The organism is Erysipelothrix amsterdamensis, from assembly GCF_940143175.1.
GTDB lineage: Bacteria > Bacillota_I > Bacilli_A > Erysipelotrichales > Erysipelotrichaceae > Erysipelothrix > Erysipelothrix amsterdamensis.
Map to the genome: position 1 here is coordinate 693,041 of NZ_OW659496.1, position 25,018 is coordinate 718,058.

Below are 25,018 nucleotides of genomic sequence, written 5' to 3' on the forward strand. Positions count from 1 at the left end.
TGTAGGTTTTTTTATTGTGCAAAAAGATGTGTGTTTCACTGCATAAATAAGTGAACAAATGCTTGAGTTTGTTCATTGGATACATTTTGTAAGGAATCGTGAAAACTTTGTGACAAAAAGGCGCAAAAATGTGTAAGTTTTGTGACAAACCGCATATACTACATATACAAAGAGATTGTGAGCGGGTTATGAAAGTTCACAAGCAAAGGAGAGAATATGAAAAACATGAAGCAAAAGTTGATTCTAAGGTCACTAATAGCCTTAGTTCTAATCGTTTCGGGTATTACAACAAATGTGAATGCATCAAGCAGTCCTAAAGATTATACAAACGAAGCGATCTTTACCCAATTCGACGTTAATCCTAAGGGATTAATTAACAATCCAAGTCAACCGATCGAATTTAACTTGGCGTTCAGTGATATGAACAACGGTCAAAAAGTTAAATTTAAACCTGGAGACTTCTTTGACTTAACATTACCAAGTAATGATGAAGTTAGCTTACGTTCCCTTCGTGCTATGGGTTCAAAAATGCCTGTACTTGCTAAGGATAAAAACGGAAAAGAAATTACTCTTGGTGAGTTAACCTTTAATGGAAGTCACATCCATTTTGAATTTATGGAAGACGTACTTCAACTTGAAAACGTTACAGGTACGATTAATCTAAAATCAGTATACGATAATGCATATCGTGGTGAAGATGATAAAATTGCGGAACTTCCTACCAATCTTGGATTGGGTTCATTGGATAAGCAAATGATTACAATCTCACAACCTGGAACCCCTACAGGTGTCGAACCAAGTCCAATCTTTTACTGGAAAACAGGAACATTCTCAACAGAAGTTCATGGCGATATGAACTGGTGGTTAAACATCAACAGTCCTAAAGAAGCAGTACAATCTGATGTTAAGGTAATCGATACAATTGGTGAAGGTCATAAACTGGTTGATGGGTCGATTATGGTTGATGTTGAAGCGAATGGAGAACTCAAACATATTAGTGCTGAAGCATTTAATAAGGAATACGGAACAATTACTGTAGAAGGTCAAGTCTTAACAGTCATGATTCCAAAAGAAAAAGCAGCAAAGACAACATTTACAGTTACTTATGATACGCGTGCTTTTGATAAGAAACTTGAAAATTATAAAAACTCGTCAACAATTGAATATAAAGATGAATCGGGAAATCTTGTAACGGATACACCAAAGCATTATACTGATACATCGGTTGTGAATATGTTTGATGATGCAACAATCGGTGGTGAAATGAAGGATAAGGGTGTATTCCGAGTGCAAAAATTTATTAAAGATACAGATGAAGTTCTTGAAGGCGTTACCTTTGAGATTACAGATAAAGATGGAAAGAAAATTGAAGGAATCACCAATGAAGATGGAATCTTTGATTTCAATCTTGAGCCCGGTAGTTATACTTTAAAAGAAATCAAAACTCGTGATGGTTTTGAGTTAGATTCAACAGAATATCAAATTGAAATGACTGAAAAATCCCAATCGAAGTCAATCTACAACGATTATCAACGTGTTGATGTTGTAGCTACAAAGAAATGGGTGGGTGGTTCATCACCACGTCCTACAGTAACCTTTGATCTATACCGTAGCGCAAAGGGTGTTACAGAACGTGTTGACGGTGCATCCATTGAATTGGTTGATGGTCAAACAACCGCTGATTTTGGAAAACAATTAAAATTCGACAAAGAAGGCAATGAATATACATATTCCGTTAAGGAAACAACAGATTTAGAGAACTATATCAAACTTGAAAATGGACTTGAAGTAACCAATACCTATAACCTACGTGATGTAGCTGTAAACAAAGTATGGGTTGGTGGACCTGCGGTTCACCCAACCATCCAAATTCAACTGTATGCAAATGATAATGCACTTGAAAATCATCTTGAAATATTAACATCAGGTACTGATGTGGTAACATTTAAGAATTTACCAATCCTTGATGAAGCAGGAAAAGAAATTGTTTATTCTGCAAAAGAAGTTAATGTTCCTGTAGGATATGAAATGGAACAAACTGATGCACTCACAATTACAAATCACTTTATCGTTGAGAAAATTGATATTACTGCACATAAAATCTGGGACGGTGGTCCAAGTGTTAAACCTACAATCACATTTGGTTTAGTACGTGATGGTATTGAAATGGGCATTACGGTAGATCTAGTAAATGGTGAAGAAATAGCAGTGTTTGAAGACTTACCTAAAACAGATCCAAATGGTAAAGACTATGTTTATACCATTAAAGAATTGGACGTACCTAAAGGTTATGTTGCGGTTTATAGTGAAGACGGATTAACCGTTACAAACTACTATGACAAACCTGTTATTGTAGATCCACATGAACCAAAAGAACCAACTAAACCTACAAAACCCGTAGAACCTACAAAACCGGTAGAACCAATAAAACCTGAAGTATTAGGTGTTCGTAAAGAACAACTACCACAAACAGGCGTAAGTGCAAACAATGTCTTACTTTATGGTAGTTTATTATTAATCTCAGGAATCGGAATGTTTGTATTGAAACATCAACGTGAGGAAAAAGAATAGAAGCTTCGGCTTCTTTTTTTTATAAAGGCATAAAAAAAACTGGACCTAATTATCCAGTTTTTGTTTTTTTACATATAAGACTTAAGGACATTTAGAATGTCTTCACGTTTAATTTTTTGTTCTGCACCGGTTTTGCGTTCTTTAAGTTCAACTTCACCATGTTCCACATCACGACCTACCGTAATTCGTAATGGAACACCAATGAGATCCATATCGTTAAACTTGATACCAGGACGTTGTTTACGATCATCGAGAATTACTTCAAGTCCAGCTTGGCTTAATTCTTGATATAAATCGTCTGCGAAGGCCATGTGTTCTTCGTTTTTATTGTTGATGACGACAATCGCTACTTGGAATGGCGCAAGATTCATTGGCCAGACAATACCATTTTCATCATTATTTTGTTCAACAACAGCGGCTAGAGTACGACCCAATCCAATTCCATAAGATCCCATATATACATCTTGAAGTTTATTGTTTTGATCTAAGTATTCAAGACCCATAGCTTTTGAATATTTTGTACCGAGTTTAAAGGTGTTTCCAACTTCAATCCCTTTTGAGAATGTAAGTACACCCTTACCATCTGGGTTTGGATCGCCTTCTTTAACATTTGATACATCAATAATGTGTGTTGCTTCAAAATCGGAATGATTAACATTAATGAAGTGATGGTCATTTTCATTTGCACCAACGGTGAAATTTCGTAATCCTTCAATCATCTTATCTACAACTACATCAATTTCAAGACCTACAGGTCCTGCAAATCCAACTGAAGCACCCGTATGTTTTTGAACGTGTTCAAAGTCAGCAAGTTCAACTTCCGTTGCTTTGTATAATTTCGCAAGTTTTGTTTCATTTACATCGCGGTCTCCAAGAACACAAACGGCAACATATTGATCATCCAGTCGATAGATTAATGTTTTAACAAATTTTTGAACGGGTTGTTCTAAAAATGCAGCAACCTCTTCAATCGTACGTGCATTGGGTGTATAAACTTTTTCCATACTTAAGAATGCTTCATCAGATTGAATACGGTTTACATTTTCCGCAACTTCAAGGTTACTTGAATATCCAGTATCTTCACCAAGCACTAAAATATCTTCACCAATATCGGTAACAGCTTGGAACTCTTCAGAGAGCAATCCACCCATAATACCTGTATCTGCACGAACAATGCGATAATCCAATCCAACGCGATCAAAGATGCGTTTGTATGCTTCAAACATCGCATCATAGGATTTATCAGCGGATTCAAGATCAGCGTCAAAGGTATAAGAATCCTTCATCACAAACTCACGAACACGAATTAAACCAAAACGAGGACGTGCTTCATCTCTAAATTTCGTTTGAAATTGATAAAGGCTAAATGGCATATCTTTATACGAACGAATTTTCATTTGTGCTGCTTGCGCAAACAATTCTTCATGCGTAGGACCTAAAACAAAAGGCTTTTTAAAACGGTCATCCAATTGGAACATGCTGGTACCAATAATATCACGACGTCCTGAGGCTACATAAACATCTTCAGGAATCAAGGTAGGCATGGTCATTTCCTGTGCATCGATGGCATTCATCTCTTCACGAATGATATTTTCGATTTTATTTTTAACTTTTAAACCGAGTGGCATATACATATATACCCCGGAAGAACTTTTTTTAATATACCCAGCTCGAACGAGTAGGTTACCACTGGTAGAATCTTCATCACGAACATCTTCCCTAATGGTATAAAAGAAACTTTTACTTAATTTCATACATTCACCTCGTAATTTTCTCATATAGTATATCACGAAACCATGAATTGTGTGTTATAATAGTGGTGCCCAAAGGGAAATATATTTCCGACACTTTGATATAAGGGAATCTGGTTGTTTATGCGTGGTGTGAAAGCTAATTTATTAGAATCCTAAACACATGACAGGATACCCACCTGTTAACACAGGGAATAATATCAACCCTTTGGGTTTTTATTTTGAATGATTAAATCGGTCCTTGTGTTTATCAAGGAATCGTTATAAAATATAGATAGATATAGGATGGTGAGAGTATGTTAACACTAATAAGTACAACAGGTTTATCAATTGTTTATTTTCTTTTAGGAGGAGCAGTTGGTGCTTTAATTGCTTTCTTTGTTACTAAGAAAATTTTTGAAAAACAATTAAAAGAAAACCCACCAATTAACGAAAAAATGATTCGTGCGATGTACATGCAAATGGGACGTAAACCGTCCGAAGCACAAATTCGTCAAATCATGAAGTCGATGGGACAATAAAAAACACAGGCGACTGTGTTTTTTATTACGATGTGTGAATATGAGAAAAATGATACGAAAGCTTGTATTAATGATTGTGACCGTTGCCTTGGTGGTTGCGGGGGTCATCATATTTTTCGGATACAAAGAGTATCAATCAGTTATTCAGAAAAAACCAATTGATACGGTTTTAATCGAATTAAAAAAAGATGAAGCTTATACTACAATCGATGAAATTCCTGACCTGGCTTTAAAGGCCATGGTTGCCACGGAAGATTCCCGTTTGTTTACTCGGAAATCGGTGATGGATTTGCGTGCAGTTTTACGTGCGATTGTTCATAATATTCAAAGTCGTAAACTTGTGGAAGGGGGATCAACCATTCCCCAACAAGTTTCCAAAAACATATATTTTGATCACGATGCCTCTTTTGTGCGGAAAGTATCAGAATATTTTGTAACACGTGATTTATTATTAACTTATACAAAAGAAGAAATCCTGGAGATGTATCTTAATATAATCTATTACGGTGATGGTTATACCGGGATTTACCATGCAAGCATGGGTTATTTTGAGGTCCTTCCTACAGAACTGAATGAAGGTCAGGCGACGCTTTTAATGGGCTTGCCACAATCACCGTCGTATTACGCCTTAAGTTCGAATTTTAAGGCGGCGAAAGCACGGCAACGTCATGTATTAAATCGTCTGGTCGATGCCCAAGAAATTACAACAGAACGTGCCGAAGAAATCTATTTAATGGATGTTTATGGAGGACAATGAAATGAAAAAGAGAATGATTAGTGGTATTAAACCAACAGGACAATTAACATTAGGAAACTATATTGGCGCGTTAAAGCCATTTGTATCTTCCCAAGATGAATATGATTTAAGTGTGTTTATAGCGAACCTACACTGTGTTACCATGCCTATTGATCCTGAAGAACTGGAGACAAATTTAAGGGATGCTCTGGCATTTTATCTTGCATGCGGTCTTGATCCGCAAAAAACAGACATCTTTCTTCAAAGTGATGTTCCTGAGATTGCTCAGCTAGGTTTTTTACTCTCATGTGTTACCCCAATGGGTGAGTTAAACCGTCAAACCCAATATAAAGATAAAAAAGACAGTGGTGTTTCCTTAAGTGCAGGATTTTATACGTATCCAACCTTAATGTCAGCTGATATTTTAATTCACGGTGCAGAGCTTGTACCTGTCGGCGAAGATCAAAAACAACACGTTGAATTAGCACGTGATACAGCCGAACGCTTTAATAATCGATTTGGGGAAACGTTTAAAATTCCAGAACCGGTCATTGCGAAGGTTGGAAAACGCATTATGTCCTTACAAGATCCAAGCAAGAAAATGAGTAAATCCGATCGCGAAGGGGACAAAGGGGTCATTTATTTAAAAGAAGACACTAAAAAAGCACGTAAGAAAATTATGGCTGCAGTGACCGACAGTATTGGTGTTGTGCAATATGATCCAGAACACCAACCAGGGGTTGCGAACCTGTTGACCATCTACGCGTCACTCAAAGAAATCAGTATTGATGATGCCGTAAAAGAGTTTGAAGGCCAACAATATGGTAGCTTTAAAAAGGCAGTCGCAGACCTTGTTTGCGCTGAATTAGAGGCGATTCAAGCACGTTATCACGAGTGTATTGAGTCCAATACACTCAATGATGTTTTAGCGGAAGGTGCATCCCGTGTTCGTCCTCAAGCCCAAGCGACACTGCATGACGTGCAATCGAAATTCGGACTTGATTGGAAACGCGATTAACATTACTTAACACAATTATTGAAAAGATTCATGAATTATGACCTAGAATTATTTTCTAGGTCTTTCAAAATATACATATAAAATGTATAATTGATTAAAAGGGAGGTTTGCACATGATTGTTCTTTATTCATCTCCTGGTTGTGCGTCGTGTCGAAAAGTTCGACAATGGCTTAAAGATCGGAATTTAAAATTTATTGAAAAAAACATATTTACATCGGTTCTTAGCGAAAAAGAAATTAAACATTTACTTATGCGAAGTGAAAACGGTACGGAAGATATTATCTCTAAACGTTCGAAAGTGATGCAAGAATCACAACTTGATTTAGAGGAATTATCGATGAGTGAATTAATTACATTTATTCAACGACATCCATCTGTTTTAAAACGTCCAATCATTATGAATGATAAATCATTCTTAGTGGGGTATGATGAAGAAGAAATCGATGCATTTCTACCGCCGGAATTACGTTCGGCAAACAGACATTCGTGTGATCCAACCTGTCCAAAGTATGGGTCATGCAGCATGGCAATGAAAGATGATGAAAAATGAAAGTATTAGTAGGTTTATCTGGAGGCGTCGATAGCGCAGTCGCGGCTCATATATTAAAATCGCAAGGACATGATGTTACTTGCGCTTTTATGCGTAACTGGGATTCTTTTGCGAATAATGATATTCTGGGAAACCCAACCATTAAAGATGATATGTGTTCACAAGAAGTGGACTATGATGATGCGAAACGTGTTGCTGACCATTTAGGTTTAGAATTACTTCGCGTGGATTACGTTAAAGAATATTGGGATCATGTGTTCTCGTTTTTCTTAGCAGAAACTGAACGCGGGAATACTCCGAATCCGGATATTCTATGCAATCGTTTTGTGAAGTTTGATGCATTCTATGATTTTATGGATGCGAATGGTTTTGAAGCACTTGCGACCGGTCATTATGCCATTACACGTGATGGGAAAATGTATCGTGCCGTTGATCAAAATAAAGATCAAACGTATTTTTTAAGTCGTGTACGTCCGGAAGTCTTACCACGGGTATTATTCCCATTAGGTTCTCTGACTAAAGATGAAGTTCGTCGTATCGCCTTAGAATTAGATCTGCCAGTAGCAACCAAAAAAGATTCTACGGGTATTTGTTTTATTGGTGAGCGTCAATATCGTGATTTCCTCAAAAACTATCTCAAGGATGTGGAAGGGGATATTATTGATGTGGATACACAAAAAGTGCTCGGAAAACATCAAGGCGTTATGTTCTATACAATAGGTCAACGTCATGGTTTGGATATCAGTACCGCTGTAGGTCCATGGTTCGTGGTGGGGAAAGACCTATCAACTAACCGTATTTATGTTGGAAAAGGGGCAGACCATCCAATGCTCTTTGCAGGTGCTGCCGAGATTGCGGAAATGAACTGGTTTGCGGATGAAAAAGTAGATCTTGAATGTACCGCAAAATTTAGATATCGTCAAAAAGATATAAAAGTGCGTATAGCTTGGGTCGATGAGACGCGACTCCGTGTTGAAATGATTGATGACGTGAAGTCGGTTACACTGGGTCAAGAAGCGGTCTTCTATCTTGGTGAAGCATGTCTTGGTGGTGGTCGTATTGACCGTGTGTTTGATACAAATGGAAATGAAGTCACTTATGATTCGAAATTATGATCTTGATCAGGGGCGATTTGAGTTTACACCCTTACAAGTAGTTCTTGTGATTGTAAATTATTTTTATGGATATCAATACCTTTACCCACGTTTAGGTGCTTGGGTTAGTGGTTCCCAAACTGTCGTGACACCTCGTGTCGCAATGTTTATCTATCTTTTTACGCTGATATCCACGGTTGCAATTGTCCATCGACAATTACGTGCAAGCTATTATTTCTTTAAACGAAACATACGTACAAATATAATTCCTGTTTTTAGGATTGCGGGTCTTTTGCTTTTATTTAATATTGCATTAGGCTTGTTGGTTCAATTAATTTTAGGAAGTGGTACAGTCAGTGCAAATCAAAATGCGGTTAATGAAGGCTTACGTAATTTTCCGTTTCTGAATATGTTTGCGACGATTGTATTTGCGCCAATCGTGGAAGAGGTTGTCTTTCGTGGGGCGTTATACCAATCTCTACGTTCTGAAAAATCATATTATTCAAGTATTGCGATTTCCTGTCTGCTTTTTGGGTTAATCCATATCTTACCCAGCATGATGACAACGGGAGATTTAACGCAACTGATTTACTTGATTCCTTATTCAGGTATGGCAATTTTTATGATTATGGCATTTGAGGTAACCGGTTCAATTTGGGGAGCAATTTTTGTCCATATGTTGAACAATGCCTTCGCCACATTAACTGTAATTCTACCAATGTTTTTAGGTTAGATTTGAGGTCAATATTATGGAACAAACGATTAAAGGATCTGTCGAAACATGTATATTTAAAAATGAACAATCTGGATATGGTATTTTCCGGATTGTTCTTTTCAATAGCAATCAAAAACCGATGACCATTAAGGGCCCTTTAGCGATTTTAGAGCTGGATTCGTTTTATGAGTTTACAGGGGATTACGTTGAAGATCCACGTTATGGCATGCAGTTTGATGTCATTGCCTTTAAACAAATGCTTCCCCAACACCGTGATTTCATTATTCGTTTTTTAAGTGGACCCAATTTTCCGGGTATTGGCCAAAAAACGGCAACCGCAGTTGTGGATACCTATGGCGAAGATGTATTAGATCAAATTCGTGAAGATGAGTCCTTTAAACTTGAAGTTAAGGGAATCACTGCAGCAAAAGCGGAAATGATTGTTTCAGTGATTCGAAAACAAGATGCGCAAGAAGATGCGGTATCGTTTTTGCTTGCCCATGGACTTGGGAATAAGCAAATTATTAAAATAACCAAAGAATATGGTGATAATGCGATTTCAGTAATTCGTGAAAATCCTTATCGTCTTGTTTATGACGTCGATGGTATTGGATTTAAAACGGCCGATAAAGTCGCAATGTCGCTTGGCTATGCACTTGATGATCCTTTGCGTGTTGAGGCACTGGTTCTTGACCGTTATAAAACAATTTGTTTTGGGGCTGGCGACAGTTTTATAACCAAAGACAAATTGTTTGATGGGGTACGAATGGGCGATGCAGAGCGTGTTGAATCGGCGTATCAAGCTCTGGTTCAAAGCGGTGAATTGGTTGAAGATGGTGACCGTCTTTACCACCGTACACAATATGATAGTGAAGTTTATGTTACCCAAACCCTTAAGGATTTTAAATACTCAGGTTATGATTTTGATTTGGATGATTTGGAATCTAAAATTGCATCGATTGAATCACAGTTACGCATTGAATTTGATGATACCCAACGTGAAGCCATTGAGTCCTTTTTACGTGAAGATGTCATGATTTTAACCGGTGGGCCGGGAACGGGGAAAAGCACCTTGCTTTCAGGTGTGGTCACATTACTCCAAGCAAATTGTCCATGGCTACACATTACCTTGTGTGCGCCGACTGGACGTGCCGCAAAACGCTTGGAAGAATTAACCAACGTCCAAGCGGCTACGATTCACTCTGTACTTAAATGGGATTTGGAATCCAATAAGTTTGGTATGCATGAAGAAAACCCATTAGAAACCGATATTTTAATTATCGATGAGTTTTCAATGGTCGATACATGGCTTCTTGCTCATATCTTAAAAGCATCGGAGAAGGTAAAAAAACTGCTGTTTGTGGGTGATAAAGATCAGCTTCCATCAGTGAGCAGTGGTTTTGTATTGGGGGATTTAATTGCATCAAAGGTATTTAAAACAATTTCATTAGAACGAAACTACCGTCAAGAGGCTGGATCTGAAGTTATCGACTTAGCCGTCAATATGAATCAAGGTCTTCTGGATGTTTCAAATTATCATCGTGATGTCCGTTTCTTTGATAGTCGTTATGGCAGTGTCAAAGATATTGTCTTAAAGGTTGTGGATGAAGCTATGCAACGTGGTTATGATTTAAGCGATATTCAAGTCTTAGCACCCATGTACTCGGGACCGGCTGGGATTGATAATTTAAATCACTTCCTTCAAAAAATGTGTAATCCTGAGAGTCCTCAAAAAGCGCAGATTATGTATGGGACGCGTATTTTTAGGGAAGGGGATAAAATCCTTCAACTTAAAAATCAACCGGATGATTTTGTATTTAATGGGGATATTGGGATGCTTGTGGAAGTTGAAGCCAAACGTTTGGTCGTTGATTTTGACGGAAACTTCGTCGAGTATGAGCCATCTTCCTATATAAACATTACGCATGCTTATGCGATGAGTGTTCATAAAGCACAAGGATCGGAATATCCCATTGTGATTCTTGTAGCGGTGCGGGATTTTTACCGCATGTTATCACGTCGTCTTTACTATACCGGAGCAACGCGCTCTTCAAAATCACTAGTCTTAGTGGGTGAATTGGAAGCCTTTAATACTGCGGTTGAAAATCACCATGAAGCCAAACGCAATACATACTTAACCGAACGTTTGCAAGAAGCATTTGAAAAGTAAGAAAAATTTGATATAATAGATTTGTCTGAGACGTGATGAATCTTAGACATGGTGGATTTAGTTTGGGAGACAAAATCTATTATGGTAGCTATAATACTACTATAAGAAAAATAACACCGCTTATAATAGGTGTTATTTTTTTATGCTTTTTCAGCGATTATTTATTTTTCTTAAGTTCTTCTAAGATGTTTTCAAGTAAGACAACTTCATCAGATTTTGGTGCGGGTGCTTCTTCCACAACTTCAGGTGCTTTTTTAAATTTATTCATAGCGCGGATTACCATGAAGATACATAAAGCAATAACAATAAAGTCAATGGTTGCTTGTAGGAAGTTTCCGTAACTCATGACAACGGCGGGTGTTTCACCAACTGCAGGTTTAATAACCCATTTCAAGTCCTCAAAGTTTGCGGCTCCGGTTAATAAACTAATGAGTGGTGTAAAGATATCTGCTACCAGTGACGTTACGATTTTCCCAAACGCACCCCCGATAACAACCCCAACTGCCATGTCAATCACATTTCCTTGCATTGCGAATTCTTTGAATTCTGTGATAATTTTTTTCATACTGCTCCTCCTTATTAATAATATAATTGATTTATGTGATATTTCAAAGGAATGTGATATGATTTATACGACAAATAACAAGAAAGAAGGTCTTTTATGAGTGAATCAGTTGTAATGAAATATTTTAGAGAAATCAGTGCGATTCCTCGTGCTTCGTTTAATGAAGAAGCAATCAGTAATCACTTAGTTGATTTTGCGAAAGGATTAGGTTTAAACTACATCCAAGATGAATTATGGAATGTGATTATTTTTAAGCCGGCAACTCAAGGTTATGAAAATGCACCGACTGTAATGCTTCAATCCCATACAGATATGGTTGCGGAAAAAAACAAAGACAGTAATCATGATTTCGATGTGGATCCAATCGAACTAATCATTAAAGATGGGATGCTTTATGCAAATAATACAACACTGGGTGCTGATGATGGTGCTGGGGTTGCTTATATGATGGCGATTTTAGCGGACTCAGAAATGGGACATCCTGCCCTTGAATGTGTTTTTACGGTCCAAGAAGAAACGGGCTTAACGGGTGCGACTGAACTGGATACATCAATGCTTAAGTCAGAATTATGCATTGGTTTGGATGGATCGGGTGAAGTTGAAACGTATGTATCCTCATGTGGGGGTGTGCGTGCACGTCTTGCGAAGACAGTACAATTTGAAGATATTGATTCGGATACAATTACCGTATCAATTCGTGGTCTTTTAGGTGGTCACTCAGGTGGTGAAATTGATCAAGAGCGTGGGAATGCTTCCAAGATTGCAGGAATCATTATGCGTCGTGCACTCGATCAGTTTGATTTCCGTGTGGTTGCTGCAGAGGGTGGTTTAAAAATGAACGCGATTACGCGTGAACATGATTTCACCTTAGCCATGAAAGATATTGAAGGATTTAAAGCATGGTTTAAAGAAATGGAAGCAGGCTTTAAAGAACAATATGAATTCAGTGACGCGGGTTTAAACTTTACCTTAACAGAAGGTCATACAACGCGTGCTTTATGTGAAGCAGACACACGTCGTGTTGTGGATGCACTCTTTATGCTTCCTTACGGTGTAATTCAAATGAGTAAAGCAATTGAAGGCTTGGTCATCACGTCTTCAAATATTGGGACAGTACGATTAGACGAAAACGAACTTGAAATCACCATGTCAATTCGTGCAACGCAAGCGTTTGTCTTGGATACGGTAATGCGTCAAGTTGAGTGGATTGCAGCACAAAATGATCTTGAGACCGAGTTTACGTCACGTTACCCTGGATGGAACTATGATGCGAAGTCAAAATTACGCGAACGTACAATGAGTGTTTATAAAGAACTTCGTGGTCAAGACATGGAAACCGAAGCAACACATGGTGGAATGGAACTTGGTATTTGGAAGGGTAAAATGCCTCATATCGATATTGTAAGTTTTGGTCCAATTATGTTTGATATTCATACACCGGATGAACGTTTGGATATTGCGTCATTTGACCGTACCTACGAATTCTTGGTGGCATTACTTGAATCACTTCACGATTTCAAGGCTTAGTCGCCATATCCGAAATCGTTTACGAAATTTATGCGTAAATTTCAAACACTTAACAATTATATTTTTAAAATAATATGATAAAATTAGAGTAACTGATTGGAGGACGATATTATGTTTGGTTTGTTTAAAAAAAATAAAGAATCATACCGTTCATTTGGTACCGGTACCGTCTTAGCGCTTAAGGATGTTCCAGATCAAGTGTTCTCAACCAAAATGATGGGGGATGGCTATGCCCTTGAACTTACTGATGGTAAGGTCTATGCACCCATCAGTGGTGATGTAACTTTGGTCTTTCCTACAGGTCATGCCTTTGGCATTACGGATGCAAGTGGTGTGGAGATGTTAATTCATTTAGGAATTGATACGGTGGAACTTAATGGTAAAGGATTTAATGGTGTTGTGAAGCAAGGGGATAAGGTTACCCAAGGTGATCTGTTAACCACTGTGGATCTTGATTATATTCGTGAAAACGGAAAATCTTTAGTAAGTCCTTTTATTCTAACTTCAGGTCAATCCATTACGCTTCTTAAAGAAGGGGAATCGGTAACACCCGAGTCTGAAGACATTTTCTCAATTAATGCTTAAAAGACATCTTCATGATGTCTTTTTTTCCAATTTATGAAAGAGGTGCCCTAATGCTTAAGAAACTATTAAAAACAGCACAGTTTAATGACGATGCAATTTCAATCCTAATCTCACAATACGATAACTATCAATATGTCTTGGAAACGTGTGCGAAGCCGTATACGGGTGAAAAGAACGCACTCCCTATATTGAAGCTCAATCCCCAAGAACGCCTCATGCGAACGCTTTATATGCTTCCTGAGCTCAAAGAACAATATATTCAGCGTGGTATTGACGATGCAATCTTTAACGCCAGCATTCAAGACCTAAACTATCGTATTGAACGTTATCATAAATCCAATGATCATTATGGACTCAGCGATAGTGATGTCATCTGGTTACGCTTTATGTTCCGTTTTGAAATGTTTGAACTTGGAAGTTTGCGTTATCAAATTTTTCCATTCAGTTATGCGGAGATTGAACGGAGTGGTCATGACACCATGCACTTACCCCAACAACAAAAACACCGTTTTCCTGAAAACACCATGATGCTTAACATTCATATCAAACGTGATGCCGATTTATCACCACAAGCCATCGATGCATCCCTCAAACAAGCGCATGACTTCTTTACAAAGACCTTCCCTGAACATCATTTTAAAGCGTTTATTACCCGAACATGGTTAATTCATCGCGGGATTATGGCTTTAATTGGTGATCCAAACAGCCATATCGTTCAGTTTGGAAATCGCTTCGAAGTCATTGCTTCTTCACATAACCGATATCAAGCACTGGAACGCATCTATGGGACAACCGATATGTATGAAATCAGTCGCATGGACAAAACAACCCAATTACAACGTGATGCATACAAACATCCGGAAATGCTTGGGGTTGCATGTGGGATTATCGAATTTGAAAACTTCGAATAATGGTGATAGGGATTTCATTATTACGTGAAATAGTCTATTATAGTACTAGATATTCCAAATAGGAGGAAGCCATGGATTACTTAAAATTGTTTATGATCTTTGTCGTTGCGTTTATCGCGATCCAACTTTTAATCCGATTACTGGGTAAAAGAGCGAGTGATAAGGCAATGAAAGCATTTATGGAAAGTGACACCCCAACATTCACGAAAAACATTGATAGTTGGCTTGCGAAACTGACCATCCCCACATTTAACCGTAACTTCTTTAAACTTAATTATTTTATGAGTGTCAATGACAGTGAGCAGGTTCAAAGTATTGCGCAGAGTATGGAGAAACTTCATATGAACCGCAATCAAAAATTAGAGTACTTAATGAAGCTTTATGAATATGCATTGATGCGTGATGAAGTTGAATCCACCAAACAAGCACTTGAAGCACTGCGTACCTTTATTCGTGAATCGGATATGGATAATCGCACCCAACTTCTTGAGAAACTGGATTTGGATGAATCAATTTTTATTAATCACGATATGGACTCACTCGCAGCCATTGATACCTTGATCGAACAATCCCCTGAGGAACTTAAAGGTGTTTGGTATTTCCGTAAAGCGATGATCTTGGAAGAAAATGGTCATGACCAACGCGCACTTACTGAAATTGAACGTGCTATGCGCCATGAACCCCTCGAGATTAATAAAGAACAATACCAAGTATTAAAAGATCAAATTTTAAAGAAATAGAAGGGTTCACATGCGTGAACTCTTTTATTTTCATTGGAAATAAATAAATTCGTTATTTATGTGAAATACTTTAAGTTTTAGGTTGCATTTAAGCCCCTTTTAAGATATTATTATTAAGCAAACAACATGCCCGAGTGGTGAAATCGGTAGACGCACTGGACTCAAAATCCAGCGAGGTAAAACTCATGACGGTTCGAGTCCGTCCTCGGGCACCATTTAAAATTTAAACCCACTATTTAGTGGGTTTTTTTGTGTTTGGCTGTTAAAGGTTACCAAAAAGTTACCAAAAAGTTACCAAAAATTATAGGTCGTTTAATTTTTGAAACATTTCGTCTTTCCTTTGAGGGAATAAATGCCCATATGTTTCGTTTACCTCATGCACGCTATGGCCAAGTCGATCAGCAATATCCTTGGCTTCCCACCCAATGTCAATAAGTGTTGAAACGTGAGTATGTCTTAATTCGTGAAATGTGAACCATGGGACATTTAAATGACCTTCATAACTATTTCTTGAAATACCTAATGCTTCAATTTCCTGAGCGGCTTCAGGATTAACTTTATTCCAATACGCTATCTTGCGGTTATCTAGTGTAGATTTTGGTATTACATGATGATAACCAAATAAGAAATATTCTTCACTAGTATTAGGATATTCTTTCAGTACTCTATTAAGTGCTGCTACACATACATCTGGTATTTTAATAATCCTTTCATGATCATTTTTTGTATGTGTAATAATTCTATTCTTGGTATCATAATTAGTCCGAATATGTAGTGTTTTTTTTATTTTGTCATAGTCTTTGATTTTTAAAGCTAGTAATTCTCCTGAACGAAGTCCACACCAATATAAAACACTATATATTCCATAATCGATTGGATTGTCAACAACTCTCATGAATGTATCAAATTGAGATTTAGTTAGAATTGTCATTTTTTTCTTTTCTTCATACTCTCTTCGTAACGCTATCGGTATTTTTTCAAACGGATTGGTTTCAATGTATCCGTATATTCGTGCGAAATTTAATACAGATTTAAATTGTGTTTGAATGTTTTCAAGGTACTTATTTCTGAAAAAAGGACCATCTTTTTTACCACGAACTCTCTTTTTTAGCAGATTATTTTGCCACCGTTGGATGTCACGAACTGTAATATGTTCAATGTTTATGTTGCCAAAGTAAGGCAATATGTGTTTACTGATGGTTTGTTGTGATCTTAAGATTGTTGATTTCTTTTTCGACAAAGAAATATTGTTTAGATACTCTTCTACTACATGATTTAATGTTATCGTTTCAACATAATTATCATCATTTTTTTTAATTTCTTGAAGAAATGATTCAAAGTGTTCACGAGCTTTAGCTTTTGTTGTCCAATGTATACTTTTTCGTCTAATTTGTCTACCATTTTTATCTCGATAAACCCATTCCCATTTTTTTGTAATATTGTTCTTATAAACTCCCATTATTACCCCTCCGATTTTATAAGAATAATTATTTTGTTAAATCAAATGCCTTTTTCATTACTTCATCGGCATCTATTCCATAGATGTCACAGTAAGCAAAAAGTACTAATATAGGCGTTGAATTCTTTCCACGTTCGTTATCAGATATTGATGATTTTTTTCTATCTGTTATTTCAGCAACTTGTTCAAGTGTTAGACCTTTTGCTTTCCTTGCTTCCCTCAGAAGGTTTCCAAGATTAGCATTGTATTTATGCTCAAATTCTTTTGTCAATACTCTCATAATGCACCTCCTTAATAATTCAATTATACGTTATTAACGTACAATTGCAAAAGAAAAGTATACCTTTCGCGCAATATACACTCAAATAGTACGTTGACAACCGACTTAAATGGTGGTAATATTCGGTTATAAACGGAACAGGAGGGGATGATGAGTGAATTCGAAGAAAATAGAAATGAGTAGAATACTCGGTTTACTAGGATGGACCCGTAAAGAAACTGCTCACCGTCTAAATCTATCGAAATCAGCAATTGACCAAAGACTGTCAAAGAAAGTTGATTGGAAGTCTCTCGAGGTACAATTCATTCTAGATCAGGTAGAATCAGAGTTAGGAATAGAAATTTCTAGTAAAAAGATACTTTTCTAAAATTTTTTTAAATACATTGTCGGTTAATAACCGATATTGGAGGGATGATGAAAATTTCAATTTGTGCTTTGGATTTGAAAAAAGTAATATATTCAGATCATTCGACAATGAATAGCACTTACCGATTAATGAAAGAATATAGAAATCGATTAAAATCAGAGGGATTCAAATCTATTGATTCACGAACATTACCCAAAGACTGGGTACTTGAGCAATTAAAGAATGATTTTAATTTTTCAGAGAATGAAATTGAACAAATAAATATGAGATTAGAATCTCTTGAAAAAAATTCTAAGTGAAGGAGCAACTCAATGAATGAACTTCAAATAATTAAAGAAACTCAAATTTTAAATAATTCATTTAAGATTTATGGCAATTTTAATAGTCCGTTATTTTTGGCCAAAGATATAGCTACGTGGCTGAGTCACAATAAGCCTTCTGAATTAGTCTCTTTAGTATCTAATGACGAGAAGCTAAGAGCGACAATATCGCACTCAGGTCAAAGAAGAGAAATGTGGTTTTTAACAGAAGATGGTCTGTATGAAGTATTGATGCAATCTCGAAAGCCTGTTGCTAAAGAATTTAAAAAACAGGTAAAGAGAATCCTTAAAGAAATTCGTCTATACGGAAAATATGAGATACCTAAATCATTTTCTGATGCATTAGCGCTAGCCACTCAACAACAAAAAGAACTGGAGATTAAAAATCAACTAATCGGTGAATTGAAGCCCAAGGCCGATTATACAGATAAAATCTTGAAATCTAAATCCTTGGTAACAATTACCCAGATTGCTAAAGATTATGGCATGAGTGGTCAGGCAATGAATAAATTACTCCATGAATATGGAGTTCAATACAAACAATCGGATCAATGGCTATTGTATAAGCAGCATCAAGGTAAGGGATACACCCATTCGGAAACAATTATTATTGAAGATGCTTTTAATTTAGAAAAGACAGTGATGAATACAAAATGGACGCAAAAGGGTCGACTTTTCTTGTATGAGTTGTTAAAAGAAAAAGATATTTTACCCGTTATTGAGAGAAATTAAGCAATGATTAAGGAGGTCATCGTAAGTGCAAATGTATAGATTAAAACGAATTCTTTGTGGCATAGCAATGCTTGTCACCATAGTTCTATTAATGCTTTCAATTTTTACGCTCATCTTAGTATCAGAGAATCGTAGCTTGATTAATGACATTAAAATTAGAACCAATAATTTATTGGAAGAGCAAACAAACTTGGTTAAAGAAATCGAAATAATTAAGAACAATCAAAGTTTATTATTAGAGCGTTCGACTACGAGTGAACCTAAATGAAGAGATCCTAAATTTGTTGCGTTCGTAAATGCAACATGGCGAATTGAAACAGGAAATGGTACAAGCCAATTATGGCTCGAATATAACAATCCAGGAGGGATTAAGTGTGGATCAGAGTATTGCTTTTATGATTCGCAAAAGTCAGGCTTGGAAGCCTTAAATTCACTACTAATCGAATATTGGGAAGTATACGGCATGGATATAAAGGCAATAAGGCAACGTTACTGTCAATGTGGTGATGATGACTTTCAACAATTCATGGAGATTTACAACGAAGAACTAAAAAAAGAACAACGCTAGACTAAAAGACGCTGTTCTTAATAATTTATCCGTTGTGACAATTTCCGCAGCAGTACTTGCATCCATCAAAATCACGATTACCGGTCATTCTTTGTGCTTTTCTAATCGCATCATGACAATTACTAAATACGCCCAGTGAAACCTGATTTATCTTGTCAGGCAAATGATTGCAGGTGATAACATGGACTTCATGGTAAACACCGTCCGTTTTATTTTTGTTGTATAGATAAAATCCCACTTAATCCCTCCTTTCCTACTATACCGTAGCAGTCTAACGAAATGATGTGTCAAAAGTTTATGAAATAGAGAGAACTTAATTTCACAATAATTGAAAGGGGGAGGTAAAATGCCCAAAAAGGCAAAAAACTTAAATCAGAATTCAAAAAGAGCCTTTTTACAAACTCAACTTGAAGCGATTCAAAAAGAACTTGAAGAGATACCTACATTGTATCGATCAGACCTTGAAGAATACTACTTGGAATATCCCAAGAGCTTGCATGAACATGAGTTTTCGGAAAGCACAAAGAAAGTTTATTTAAGGGGAGCAAGGCGACTCATTAATCGATATACTTCAGATGATTCATATTTAACGAAAGATGATCTCATCTGTTTTAAGCAAGATTTGTTGGATGAATATGAGAAAGTGTCAACAATAAATTCCTACATAACATCCGTTAATCGTTTCTTATTTTATTGCGATTTAGGTATCTTGAAAATTACCAAAGTGATAGGTCAAGGTGATAATACATTGGCGCATCGTATCTACGATCATGAGTTCAAAAGAATGTGGATGAAGGCAAAATCATTAGGAGATATGAACTTATATTTTGCTATTCGAATTATGGGAGAAACCGGAGTTCGAGTTAATGAACTATCGAGCTTTACGATTGCTGCAGTTCAAAACAAATATGTATCGGTTGATAACAAGGGTAAAATCCGAAAAGTTCCATTACCAGGGCCGTTAGGACGTGAAATAAGAGCGTTTGTTAAGACACTTGATAAAGATGTCAAAGAGGTTGTTAATCTCGATTACAGGCAAATTTATGATGGTTTAAAAATGATTGCAGGGTTATGCAAAATCAATAAGAAAAAAGTAAATCCTCATGCCTTCAGACATTATTTCGGATTCAACTTTGTGAATAAAAAAGGCGAGCTTAAACTCGCTCAATTAAGTGATATCTTAGGACACTCTAGTGTAGAAACGACACGAGTATATACAAGAGGTACATTAGAGGACTATTTAAAATCGATGGAGGAAATTAGATGAATATTGTAGAAGCTTCAAAAAAAGCGGTTGAAGAGAACCGCTTTATAGCCAGACCGTTAAAAGATGGAAGAGTATTATTAAAAATTAAACCGACAAACACTCCCGCTTGTTGCATTGTAATTGATACAATAGAAAACCGCAGTTGTATTCGGTGGAATCCTGATTTAGATGATCTAACTGCTGATGACTGGGTCATAGTTGATTAGATGGTCCACGGAGAAAACGTGATGATTGGGTCTTTGATAGTATCTGTATTGAGTCAAATTATGACAATTAATATGGCAAAATCGATAATGAAAATGAGTGGTACAAAATATGTACATTAACAATAACTTTCATCGTAATTCTAATTGAGTTTTCTCATTTCATCTTTTAGTACTAATGACAATTCTGGTAGTTTATCGACTAAATCATCGAATCGCTTTTGAACAATAATAGAATTAATGTCTCTCATCAGTTTAGTACTCTCTTCTGAAACATAAATGAGAGTCTGAGAATAAATCTTAGTGTAATTAATTACTTCAGGAAGGTTTCCACTGGTAGATTTGCTTGCTATATAAACCTCTCCTACTGATGCTATGTATTTTTCTAGCATTGAAATCTTACGATCTACTAAATTTTTATGAATTTCGTGATTGTTTTCCATTTTTTTCATTTTTTCAATATGTTTATTGTTTATAAATGCAGTGATTGATGGCGCAATTAGTGCCACTACCGCAAGAATAACTGAAATTGTAATCGTAGGATTGAACGATACTTCGCTGGAATTTGATAGAAGTAAAAACATAAATCAACCTCTTTTCTATATTCAAATCATAACAATAAAATAATAAAAAGTATAGATAATAAGAAGTTAGCAAATAATGACTATTTAGTGGAGTTAAGAACAGTAATCACAAACAAGATAATAGAACATTATCATAAGAGAAAGGAAGATAAAAAATGATTGATAAAACTATAAAAGTGGACGATGTCAATAAAGACTCTGCCCACTTGATGAAGTGCAACTGGTGTAATACGACTATTCTTAGTACAGATAACTTCTATGGAAATTTTGAACAAGAAAAATGGTGTAACTCACTTTCCACCAAAGATATGTCTTTTCCAGAAAAATTTACTTCGTAAAAAGTTTTGTTCGCAACGATATCGCTTGCTCTTACCAATAATGTGGTTGCGGAGTTACAAAGAGTCAGATTAACAGTGGAGCCTTTGACAAGAATAGGTTTAAAAAATCTTTCATAACTATAATTAAATGAACCATCGAGAAGTTCCGCATAAATTGCTTCCTTTAATTCATACTTTCCGCTTGTGGCGGTTGTATGCTCATCAAAATATATATGAACCGCAACAGGTTTTGAGAGATCAATCAAGTTATCTTTTTGAGCACTTAGTAACGTGGACTTTACCGTTCGTTTAATAGAATAGTCTAAAAATCTTTGCTTATGTTTCTTATGTTCAAATATTTCTTTTCTAACTTTTACACTGTCGATGATGCATGAAAAACGTCTAAATTCATTTAAGCTTCGATAGAGTTCACTTTTTATTTTAGGGTTCAATCCATAGGATTTCAGTTCTTTTGTTTTTGGTGTTTTTATACGGTTTTTGATTGATTTTTCAACTGCTGAGTATTTTCTCGATGCATGCTTTCTTTCTTCGGTAGAGAAAAAAACATATCCAGCATAAATAAAATATTGTGTTTTATTATCGCCGAAAACACCTGAGTCGTCGATGTAAAAAAATACATTTTGCATTGATTTTCCTCCAAAAAAAAACCGCACTTGGCGGTTTTCCTCATGGCCGGTGCCGGAATACGACACTTAAACGGGTATTCGGACTCATGAGTAGACAGTGTGGTTTCCACCTGTACTAATATACTACATTAACGTAGATATCATGTCAATATATACACCTAAAATATCAAAAAGTATACATTTTAAAAAAGTGTCTTAAACACCTTTAAAACTGCGTATAAAGCATTTTTTGAAAAATAAAATAATATACAGGTTATCTGGCGAATTTGAGATGGTATTCTGGCTAATTATTCACTATAAAAACTTAAGGAAGGAGCGATAAGTTTGTACCTAATCTATGACATAATTGATCAAAAAATTATCTGTAAAGGAACGTTATACGAGATTTCTGAAAAAACGGGAATTGAAATAAACCGTTTGATTTGGAGCGCACATCAAAATGTAAAAATCGTGAATGGCAGATTTAAAGTAATAAAAATTAAGAAGGAGACATCATCATGAATATCGAACACCCAAACTTTTACTCAATTATTCCAGCGCATGTGCGTTATGATTCAAGACTTAACGATAGTGACAAAATTTTATACTCTGAAATTACAGCACTCACTCAAAAAAATGGTCAATGTTGGGCATCAAACCAATATTTCGCAAGTCTTTATAATGTCTCAAAAGATACGATATCGAGACGTATCAATAAACTTGCTAAATTAGGTTATATAACCGTACAAATTGTGTATAAAGAGAACTCAAAAGAAATCGATAAACGTGTCATACAAGTTGAAATAATGACACACGACCCTATAGGCAAAATTGCAGATACCTATCCGCAAAAATGCGGGGAGGGTACCCGTAAATCTGAAGATACCCCTATCCGCAAAATTGTCGTAGATAATAATACAAGTAATGAATATTACAAGATTAATAATAACCCCTATAGTCCCCATGAAGTTTTTGAAATGTTTTGGAAACTTTATCCAAAACGGCAAGACAAGAAAAAGGCTAAAACAAAATTAATTCAGATTATTCAAAAAAAGCCAGAACTTGCGCAAACGATTATTTCGGATTTGGAGAGAAGAGTAAACTGTCAAGATTGGAAGAAAGCTGATGGAAAATACATTCCGTTACCAACAACATATTTAAATGGTGAGCGGTGGGAGGATGAAATTAAAGATTTCAAAAATTATGATAAATCGATGTCGTCCAAAAGATACCATGCTTTTGAAATTAAGCAGCCAACTTATTCAAACGATTGCAAAATCGAAAAAAATGTAGATCAGGTAAAACGTAACATTATGGACTTGATTCATCGGAGAAATGTAAATAGTCAAAAAGAGAAGGAGAATGAGTGTGACATCATATAAATTTTAAAAACAAGAACATATACTTGAAAGAAATTCAGACGCTCATAAATCGCTATAGAGGCGTGATTTGTGTTCCAAGGGTAAATACTGCTTGGAGATTAAAAAAGAGTCAATATCTCAACGGAAAGTGGCGAATTCGGGGAAATTAGATTCGAGTTGTCGGCTTGATGGTAAAGAAGGCGATTATTATCAATTATGAAATTAGCAAAACTTATTCCGCGCATATGGGAATCTGTGATTTTTAAAAAAAATTTGAGGAGGAAAAGTCATGATTAAAATCTAAGAGCATGCACACCAAAAACTTATTAAGGAAGTGGGTAAATCGAATAACGAAACAGTTGAAAAAATTCATAATTAAATTTCAGATTAAAACGATATTGAAATATTCACCGGGATACTTTAATACTTCAGCATAAAAGCGATTTAGTGATTCAGAGCAGACATAAAGATAACAAAACTTCACCAGATGAAATAATGACCACGGTTTAAAAATGGTCAAACCATGCTCGACATAAAATTGAGTATAGAGAAAATATGATGCTGGAAAATGCATAAAAGTGAGAGTGTAAAATCACAAAAAGTATCAAAATAAAAAACACTCATTATACGCCTTTAAAACAACGTATTTTAAGTGTTTAAAAAATTAAAATAACATACAGGTTATCTGAGTGGAAAAGTTTATAAACTAGTTAAATTGATAGCTCTTTTCCTCTCGCTTTAGTATAAAAGGTTTTATAGGTATATTCTTTGGTTTCAATTTGTAAAAAATTTCTAACCTTATTGAATACTACTCCAAATAAAATCATTAATCTATTTCTCGCTATTGTAGTATAAGCTTTGATACGAACTTGACAAATTTCAGAATCTAGAGCATAAACAAGAATTAATGATTCATATGGCTTTAAAACGATAGTATCTGGCTGAAATAAATTTATTTTTTGTAGATAAATAGTATTATTACCACCCAAAATTTTTGAAGAAATGATTACTACTTCATCATTATTAAATACTTTTTTATTAATACTTTCAAGATCAAACTTGTTTGCTAACTTAATTTCTTTCTCTTTATCATAAATTCTTAAGCTTTGTATGTATATCGGTTTTGATGACTCATTAGATACTATTAGCTCTAATATTCTAAAATTCTTTGGCCAGTGGGTGCTTGTTTTTAGTTTAGTATCATTTCCCGAAAATAAGTTTTGATAATCGAATTCACTTGCGTAAAAACTATGATAGATATTTTCATCTCTTAAGGTAGATGTCATAGTTAATCTTCTACGTGACCTATATGAAATATATAACGTAATTAATGTAGTTAAAACTGAAAGAATAACGGGCACTAGGACACCAGAAACTAAATCAGAGGTCGACATTTGCTCAAAATACTTTGATAAAATAATTATTGTATGCATTAAATTGGCTCCCTTAATATTTTTTATTAGATTTCTTAGTAAATTT

25 protein-coding genes, 1 tRNA gene and 1 other RNA gene are annotated in these 25,018 nt (G+C 35.7%); 20 read left to right on the plus strand and 7 right to left on the minus strand.

From position 1 onward, the window contains the following. Positions 1-216: 216 nt before the first annotated feature. Entirely contained in the window at positions 217-2,571 is a 2,355-nt protein-coding gene (rspB, locus tag NMG63_RS03285; protein ID WP_254006306.1) for a sortase-dependent adhesin RspB, read from the plus strand. A gap of 68 nt (positions 2,572-2,639) precedes the next feature. On the opposite strand, the gene NMG63_RS03290 is transcribed toward rspB, so the two are convergent. Next, the gene (locus NMG63_RS03290) at positions 2,640-4,325 is read right to left on the minus strand and encodes a proline--tRNA ligase (protein ID WP_254006307.1); all 1,686 of its coding nucleotides are present in this window, start codon (positions 4,323-4,325) and stop codon (positions 2,640-2,642) included. Positions 4,326-4,388: 63 nt separating this feature from the next. Here NMG63_RS03290 and ssrS point away from each other — a divergent pair. The 8 genes from ssrS to recD2 all read left to right on the plus strand — a co-directional run bounded on the left by ssrS (position 4,389) and on the right by recD2 (position 11,127). Beyond that, positions 4,389-4,541, plus strand: a non-coding RNA gene (ssrS, locus tag NMG63_RS03295) — 6S RNA. Positions 4,542-4,618: 77 nt separating this feature from the next. Continuing rightward, a complete protein-coding gene (locus NMG63_RS03300) occupies positions 4,619-4,843 on the plus strand; it encodes a YneF family protein (RefSeq protein ID WP_003773297.1) in 225 nt (74 codons plus the stop codon). 40 nt (positions 4,844-4,883) lie between these two features. Beyond that, on the plus strand, positions 4,884-5,600 hold the full coding sequence (locus tag NMG63_RS03305) for a biosynthetic peptidoglycan transglycosylase (protein ID WP_123171611.1): 717 nt from the start codon (positions 4,884-4,886) through the stop codon (positions 5,598-5,600). Position 5,601: 1 nt separating this feature from the next. Beyond that, the gene (gene trpS, locus NMG63_RS03310) at positions 5,602-6,597 is read left to right on the plus strand and encodes a tryptophan--tRNA ligase (RefSeq protein ID WP_123171610.1); all 996 of its coding nucleotides are present in this window, start codon (positions 5,602-5,604) and stop codon (positions 6,595-6,597) included. A gap of 113 nt (positions 6,598-6,710) precedes the next feature. Further along, a complete protein-coding gene (gene spx, locus NMG63_RS03315) occupies positions 6,711-7,148 on the plus strand; it encodes a transcriptional regulator Spx (RefSeq protein ID WP_003773302.1) in 438 nt (145 codons plus the stop codon). Next, positions 7,145-8,263: a tRNA 2-thiouridine(34) synthase MnmA gene (gene mnmA, locus NMG63_RS03320; protein ID WP_254006308.1), complete on the plus strand. Its 1,119-nt coding sequence runs from the start codon at positions 7,145-7,147 to the stop codon at positions 8,261-8,263. Before spx ends, mnmA begins: the two co-directional genes overlap by 4 nt. Then, positions 8,247-8,975 carry a CPBP family intramembrane glutamic endopeptidase gene (locus NMG63_RS03325; RefSeq protein ID WP_254006309.1) on the plus strand — a complete coding sequence of 243 codons (729 nt, stop codon included), beginning with the start codon at positions 8,247-8,249 and terminating at the stop codon, positions 8,973-8,975. Before mnmA ends, NMG63_RS03325 begins: the two co-directional genes overlap by 17 nt. A 16-nt stretch (positions 8,976-8,991) precedes the next feature. After that, the gene (gene recD2, locus NMG63_RS03330; protein WP_254006310.1) at positions 8,992-11,127 is read left to right on the plus strand and encodes an SF1B family DNA helicase RecD2; all 2,136 of its coding nucleotides are present in this window, start codon (positions 8,992-8,994) and stop codon (positions 11,125-11,127) included. 157 nt (positions 11,128-11,284) lie between these two features. Here the strand turns inward: recD2 and mscL are convergent, their stop codons facing one another. Then, complete coding sequence (mscL, locus tag NMG63_RS03335) at positions 11,285-11,692, minus strand: large-conductance mechanosensitive channel protein MscL (RefSeq protein ID WP_254006311.1); 408 nt, start codon at positions 11,690-11,692, stop codon at positions 11,285-11,287. A 96-nt stretch (positions 11,693-11,788) separates the two neighbouring features. Here mscL and pepD point away from each other — a divergent pair, with 96 nt between their 5' ends. The 5 genes from pepD (at position 11,789) to NMG63_RS03360 (ending at position 15,670) form a co-directional block, all read left to right on the plus strand. Next, positions 11,789-13,219, plus strand: coding sequence for a beta-Ala-His dipeptidase (gene pepD / locus NMG63_RS03340; protein WP_254006312.1), 1,431 nt, complete (start codon positions 11,789-11,791; stop codon positions 13,217-13,219). A 111-nt stretch (positions 13,220-13,330) separates the two neighbouring features. Then, complete coding sequence (locus NMG63_RS03345) at positions 13,331-13,804, plus strand: PTS sugar transporter subunit IIA (protein WP_123171605.1); 474 nt, start codon at positions 13,331-13,333, stop codon at positions 13,802-13,804. A gap of 50 nt (positions 13,805-13,854) precedes the next feature. Next, a complete protein-coding gene (locus NMG63_RS03350; RefSeq protein WP_254006313.1) occupies positions 13,855-14,715 on the plus strand; it encodes an acyltransferase domain-containing protein in 861 nt (286 codons plus the stop codon). 71 nt (positions 14,716-14,786) lie between these two features. Further along, positions 14,787-15,455 (plus strand): hypothetical protein, encoded by a 669-nt coding sequence (locus NMG63_RS03355; protein WP_013852851.1) that lies wholly within the window; start codon positions 14,787-14,789, stop codon positions 15,453-15,455. A gap of 128 nt (positions 15,456-15,583) precedes the next feature. Beyond that, positions 15,584-15,670 (plus strand) — tRNA-Leu (locus NMG63_RS03360). A gap of 86 nt (positions 15,671-15,756) precedes the next feature. On the opposite strand, the gene NMG63_RS03365 is transcribed toward NMG63_RS03360, so the two are convergent. Continuing rightward, entirely contained in the window at positions 15,757-16,914 is a 1,158-nt protein-coding gene (locus NMG63_RS03365) for a tyrosine-type recombinase/integrase (protein WP_254006314.1), read from the minus strand. Between the two features lie 28 nt (positions 16,915-16,942). Next, the gene (locus NMG63_RS03370) at positions 16,943-17,194 is read right to left on the minus strand and encodes a helix-turn-helix domain-containing protein (protein ID WP_254006315.1); all 252 of its coding nucleotides are present in this window, start codon (positions 17,192-17,194) and stop codon (positions 16,943-16,945) included. Between the two features lie 414 nt (positions 17,195-17,608). Between NMG63_RS03370 and NMG63_RS03375 the strand changes: the two genes are divergently transcribed. From NMG63_RS03375 to NMG63_RS03395, 5 genes are all read left to right on the plus strand, one after another. After that, a complete protein-coding gene (locus NMG63_RS03375) occupies positions 17,609-17,860 on the plus strand; it encodes a hypothetical protein (protein ID WP_254006316.1) in 252 nt (83 codons plus the stop codon). A gap of 12 nt (positions 17,861-17,872) precedes the next feature. After that, complete coding sequence (locus NMG63_RS03380) at positions 17,873-18,613, plus strand: phage antirepressor KilAC domain-containing protein (protein WP_254006317.1); 741 nt, start codon at positions 17,873-17,875, stop codon at positions 18,611-18,613. A 25-nt stretch (positions 18,614-18,638) separates the two neighbouring features. Continuing rightward, positions 18,639-18,881, plus strand: coding sequence for a hypothetical protein (locus tag NMG63_RS03385; protein WP_254006318.1), 243 nt, complete (start codon positions 18,639-18,641; stop codon positions 18,879-18,881). Positions 18,882-19,527: 646 nt separating this feature from the next. Further along, positions 19,528-20,448, plus strand: coding sequence for a tyrosine-type recombinase/integrase (locus NMG63_RS03390; protein ID WP_254006319.1), 921 nt, complete (start codon positions 19,528-19,530; stop codon positions 20,446-20,448). Continuing rightward, the gene (locus tag NMG63_RS03395) at positions 20,445-20,654 is read left to right on the plus strand and encodes a Thoeris anti-defense Tad2 family protein (protein WP_254006320.1); all 210 of its coding nucleotides are present in this window, start codon (positions 20,445-20,447) and stop codon (positions 20,652-20,654) included. Before NMG63_RS03390 ends, NMG63_RS03395 begins: the two co-directional genes overlap by 4 nt. Positions 20,655-20,794: 140 nt before the next feature. Here the strand turns inward: NMG63_RS03395 and NMG63_RS03400 are convergent, their stop codons facing one another. After that, entirely contained in the window at positions 20,795-21,235 is a 441-nt protein-coding gene (locus NMG63_RS03400; protein ID WP_254006321.1) for a hypothetical protein, read from the minus strand. A gap of 256 nt (positions 21,236-21,491) precedes the next feature. Then, positions 21,492-22,199 (minus strand): DUF3800 domain-containing protein, encoded by a 708-nt coding sequence (locus NMG63_RS03405; RefSeq protein WP_254006322.1) that lies wholly within the window; start codon positions 22,197-22,199, stop codon positions 21,492-21,494. Between the two features lie 497 nt (positions 22,200-22,696). Between NMG63_RS03405 and NMG63_RS03410 the strand changes: the two genes are divergently transcribed. Then, complete coding sequence (locus NMG63_RS03410; protein ID WP_254006323.1) at positions 22,697-23,560, plus strand: helix-turn-helix domain-containing protein; 864 nt, start codon at positions 22,697-22,699, stop codon at positions 23,558-23,560. A 689-nt stretch (positions 23,561-24,249) separates the two neighbouring features. On the opposite strand, the gene NMG63_RS03415 is transcribed toward NMG63_RS03410, so the two are convergent. Beyond that, the gene (locus NMG63_RS03415; RefSeq protein WP_254006324.1) at positions 24,250-24,972 is read right to left on the minus strand and encodes a hypothetical protein; all 723 of its coding nucleotides are present in this window, start codon (positions 24,970-24,972) and stop codon (positions 24,250-24,252) included. Positions 24,973-25,018 lie beyond the last annotated feature (46 nt).

Bases quoted from the DNA above. Each gene is read 5' to 3' on its own strand.
- NMG63_RS03345 (WP_123171605.1), top strand. From the start codon at position 13,331: ATGTTTGGTTTGTTTAAAAAAAATAAAGAATCATACCGTTCATTTGGT.
- NMG63_RS03350 (WP_254006313.1), top strand. From the start codon at position 13,855: ATGCTTAAGAAACTATTAAAAACAGCACAGTTTAATGACGATGCAATT.
- NMG63_RS03380 (WP_254006317.1), top strand. From the start codon at position 17,873: ATGAATGAACTTCAAATAATTAAAGAAACTCAAATTTTAAATAATTCA.
- mnmA (WP_254006308.1), top strand. From the start codon at position 7,145: ATGAAAGTATTAGTAGGTTTATCTGGAGGCGTCGATAGCGCAGTCGCG.
- spx (WP_003773302.1), top strand. From the start codon at position 6,711: ATGATTGTTCTTTATTCATCTCCTGGTTGTGCGTCGTGTCGAAAAGTT.
- NMG63_RS03300 (WP_003773297.1), top strand. From the start codon at position 4,619: ATGTTAACACTAATAAGTACAACAGGTTTATCAATTGTTTATTTTCTT.
- pepD (WP_254006312.1), top strand. From the start codon at position 11,789: ATGAGTGAATCAGTTGTAATGAAATATTTTAGAGAAATCAGTGCGATT.
- NMG63_RS03375 (WP_254006316.1), top strand. From the start codon at position 17,609: ATGAAAATTTCAATTTGTGCTTTGGATTTGAAAAAAGTAATATATTCA.
- recD2 (WP_254006310.1), top strand. From the start codon at position 8,992: ATGGAACAAACGATTAAAGGATCTGTCGAAACATGTATATTTAAAAAT.
- mscL (WP_254006311.1), bottom strand. From the start codon at position 11,692: ATGAAAAAAATTATCACAGAATTCAAAGAATTCGCAATGCAAGGAAAT.
- NMG63_RS03400 (WP_254006321.1), bottom strand. From the start codon at position 21,235: ATGTTTTTACTTCTATCAAATTCCAGCGAAGTATCGTTCAATCCTACG.
- NMG63_RS03370 (WP_254006315.1), bottom strand. From the start codon at position 17,194: ATGAGAGTATTGACAAAAGAATTTGAGCATAAATACAATGCTAATCTT.
- rspB (WP_254006306.1), top strand. From the start codon at position 217: ATGAAAAACATGAAGCAAAAGTTGATTCTAAGGTCACTAATAGCCTTA.
- NMG63_RS03405 (WP_254006322.1), bottom strand. From the start codon at position 22,199: ATGCAAAATGTATTTTTTTACATCGACGACTCAGGTGTTTTCGGCGAT.
- NMG63_RS03410 (WP_254006323.1), top strand. From the start codon at position 22,697: ATGAATATCGAACACCCAAACTTTTACTCAATTATTCCAGCGCATGTG.
- NMG63_RS03415 (WP_254006324.1), bottom strand. From the start codon at position 24,972: ATGCATACAATAATTATTTTATCAAAGTATTTTGAGCAAATGTCGACC.
- NMG63_RS03355 (WP_013852851.1), top strand. From the start codon at position 14,787: ATGGATTACTTAAAATTGTTTATGATCTTTGTCGTTGCGTTTATCGCG.
- NMG63_RS03305 (WP_123171611.1), top strand. From the start codon at position 4,884: ATGAGAAAAATGATACGAAAGCTTGTATTAATGATTGTGACCGTTGCC.
- NMG63_RS03395 (WP_254006320.1), top strand. From the start codon at position 20,445: ATGAATATTGTAGAAGCTTCAAAAAAAGCGGTTGAAGAGAACCGCTTT.
- NMG63_RS03290 (WP_254006307.1), bottom strand. From the start codon at position 4,325: ATGAAATTAAGTAAAAGTTTCTTTTATACCATTAGGGAAGATGTTCGT.
- NMG63_RS03325 (WP_254006309.1), top strand. From the start codon at position 8,247: ATGATTCGAAATTATGATCTTGATCAGGGGCGATTTGAGTTTACACCC.
- trpS (WP_123171610.1), top strand. From the start codon at position 5,602: ATGAAAAAGAGAATGATTAGTGGTATTAAACCAACAGGACAATTAACA.
- NMG63_RS03390 (WP_254006319.1), top strand. From the start codon at position 19,528: ATGCCCAAAAAGGCAAAAAACTTAAATCAGAATTCAAAAAGAGCCTTT.
- NMG63_RS03365 (WP_254006314.1), bottom strand. From the start codon at position 16,914: ATGGGAGTTTATAAGAACAATATTACAAAAAAATGGGAATGGGTTTAT.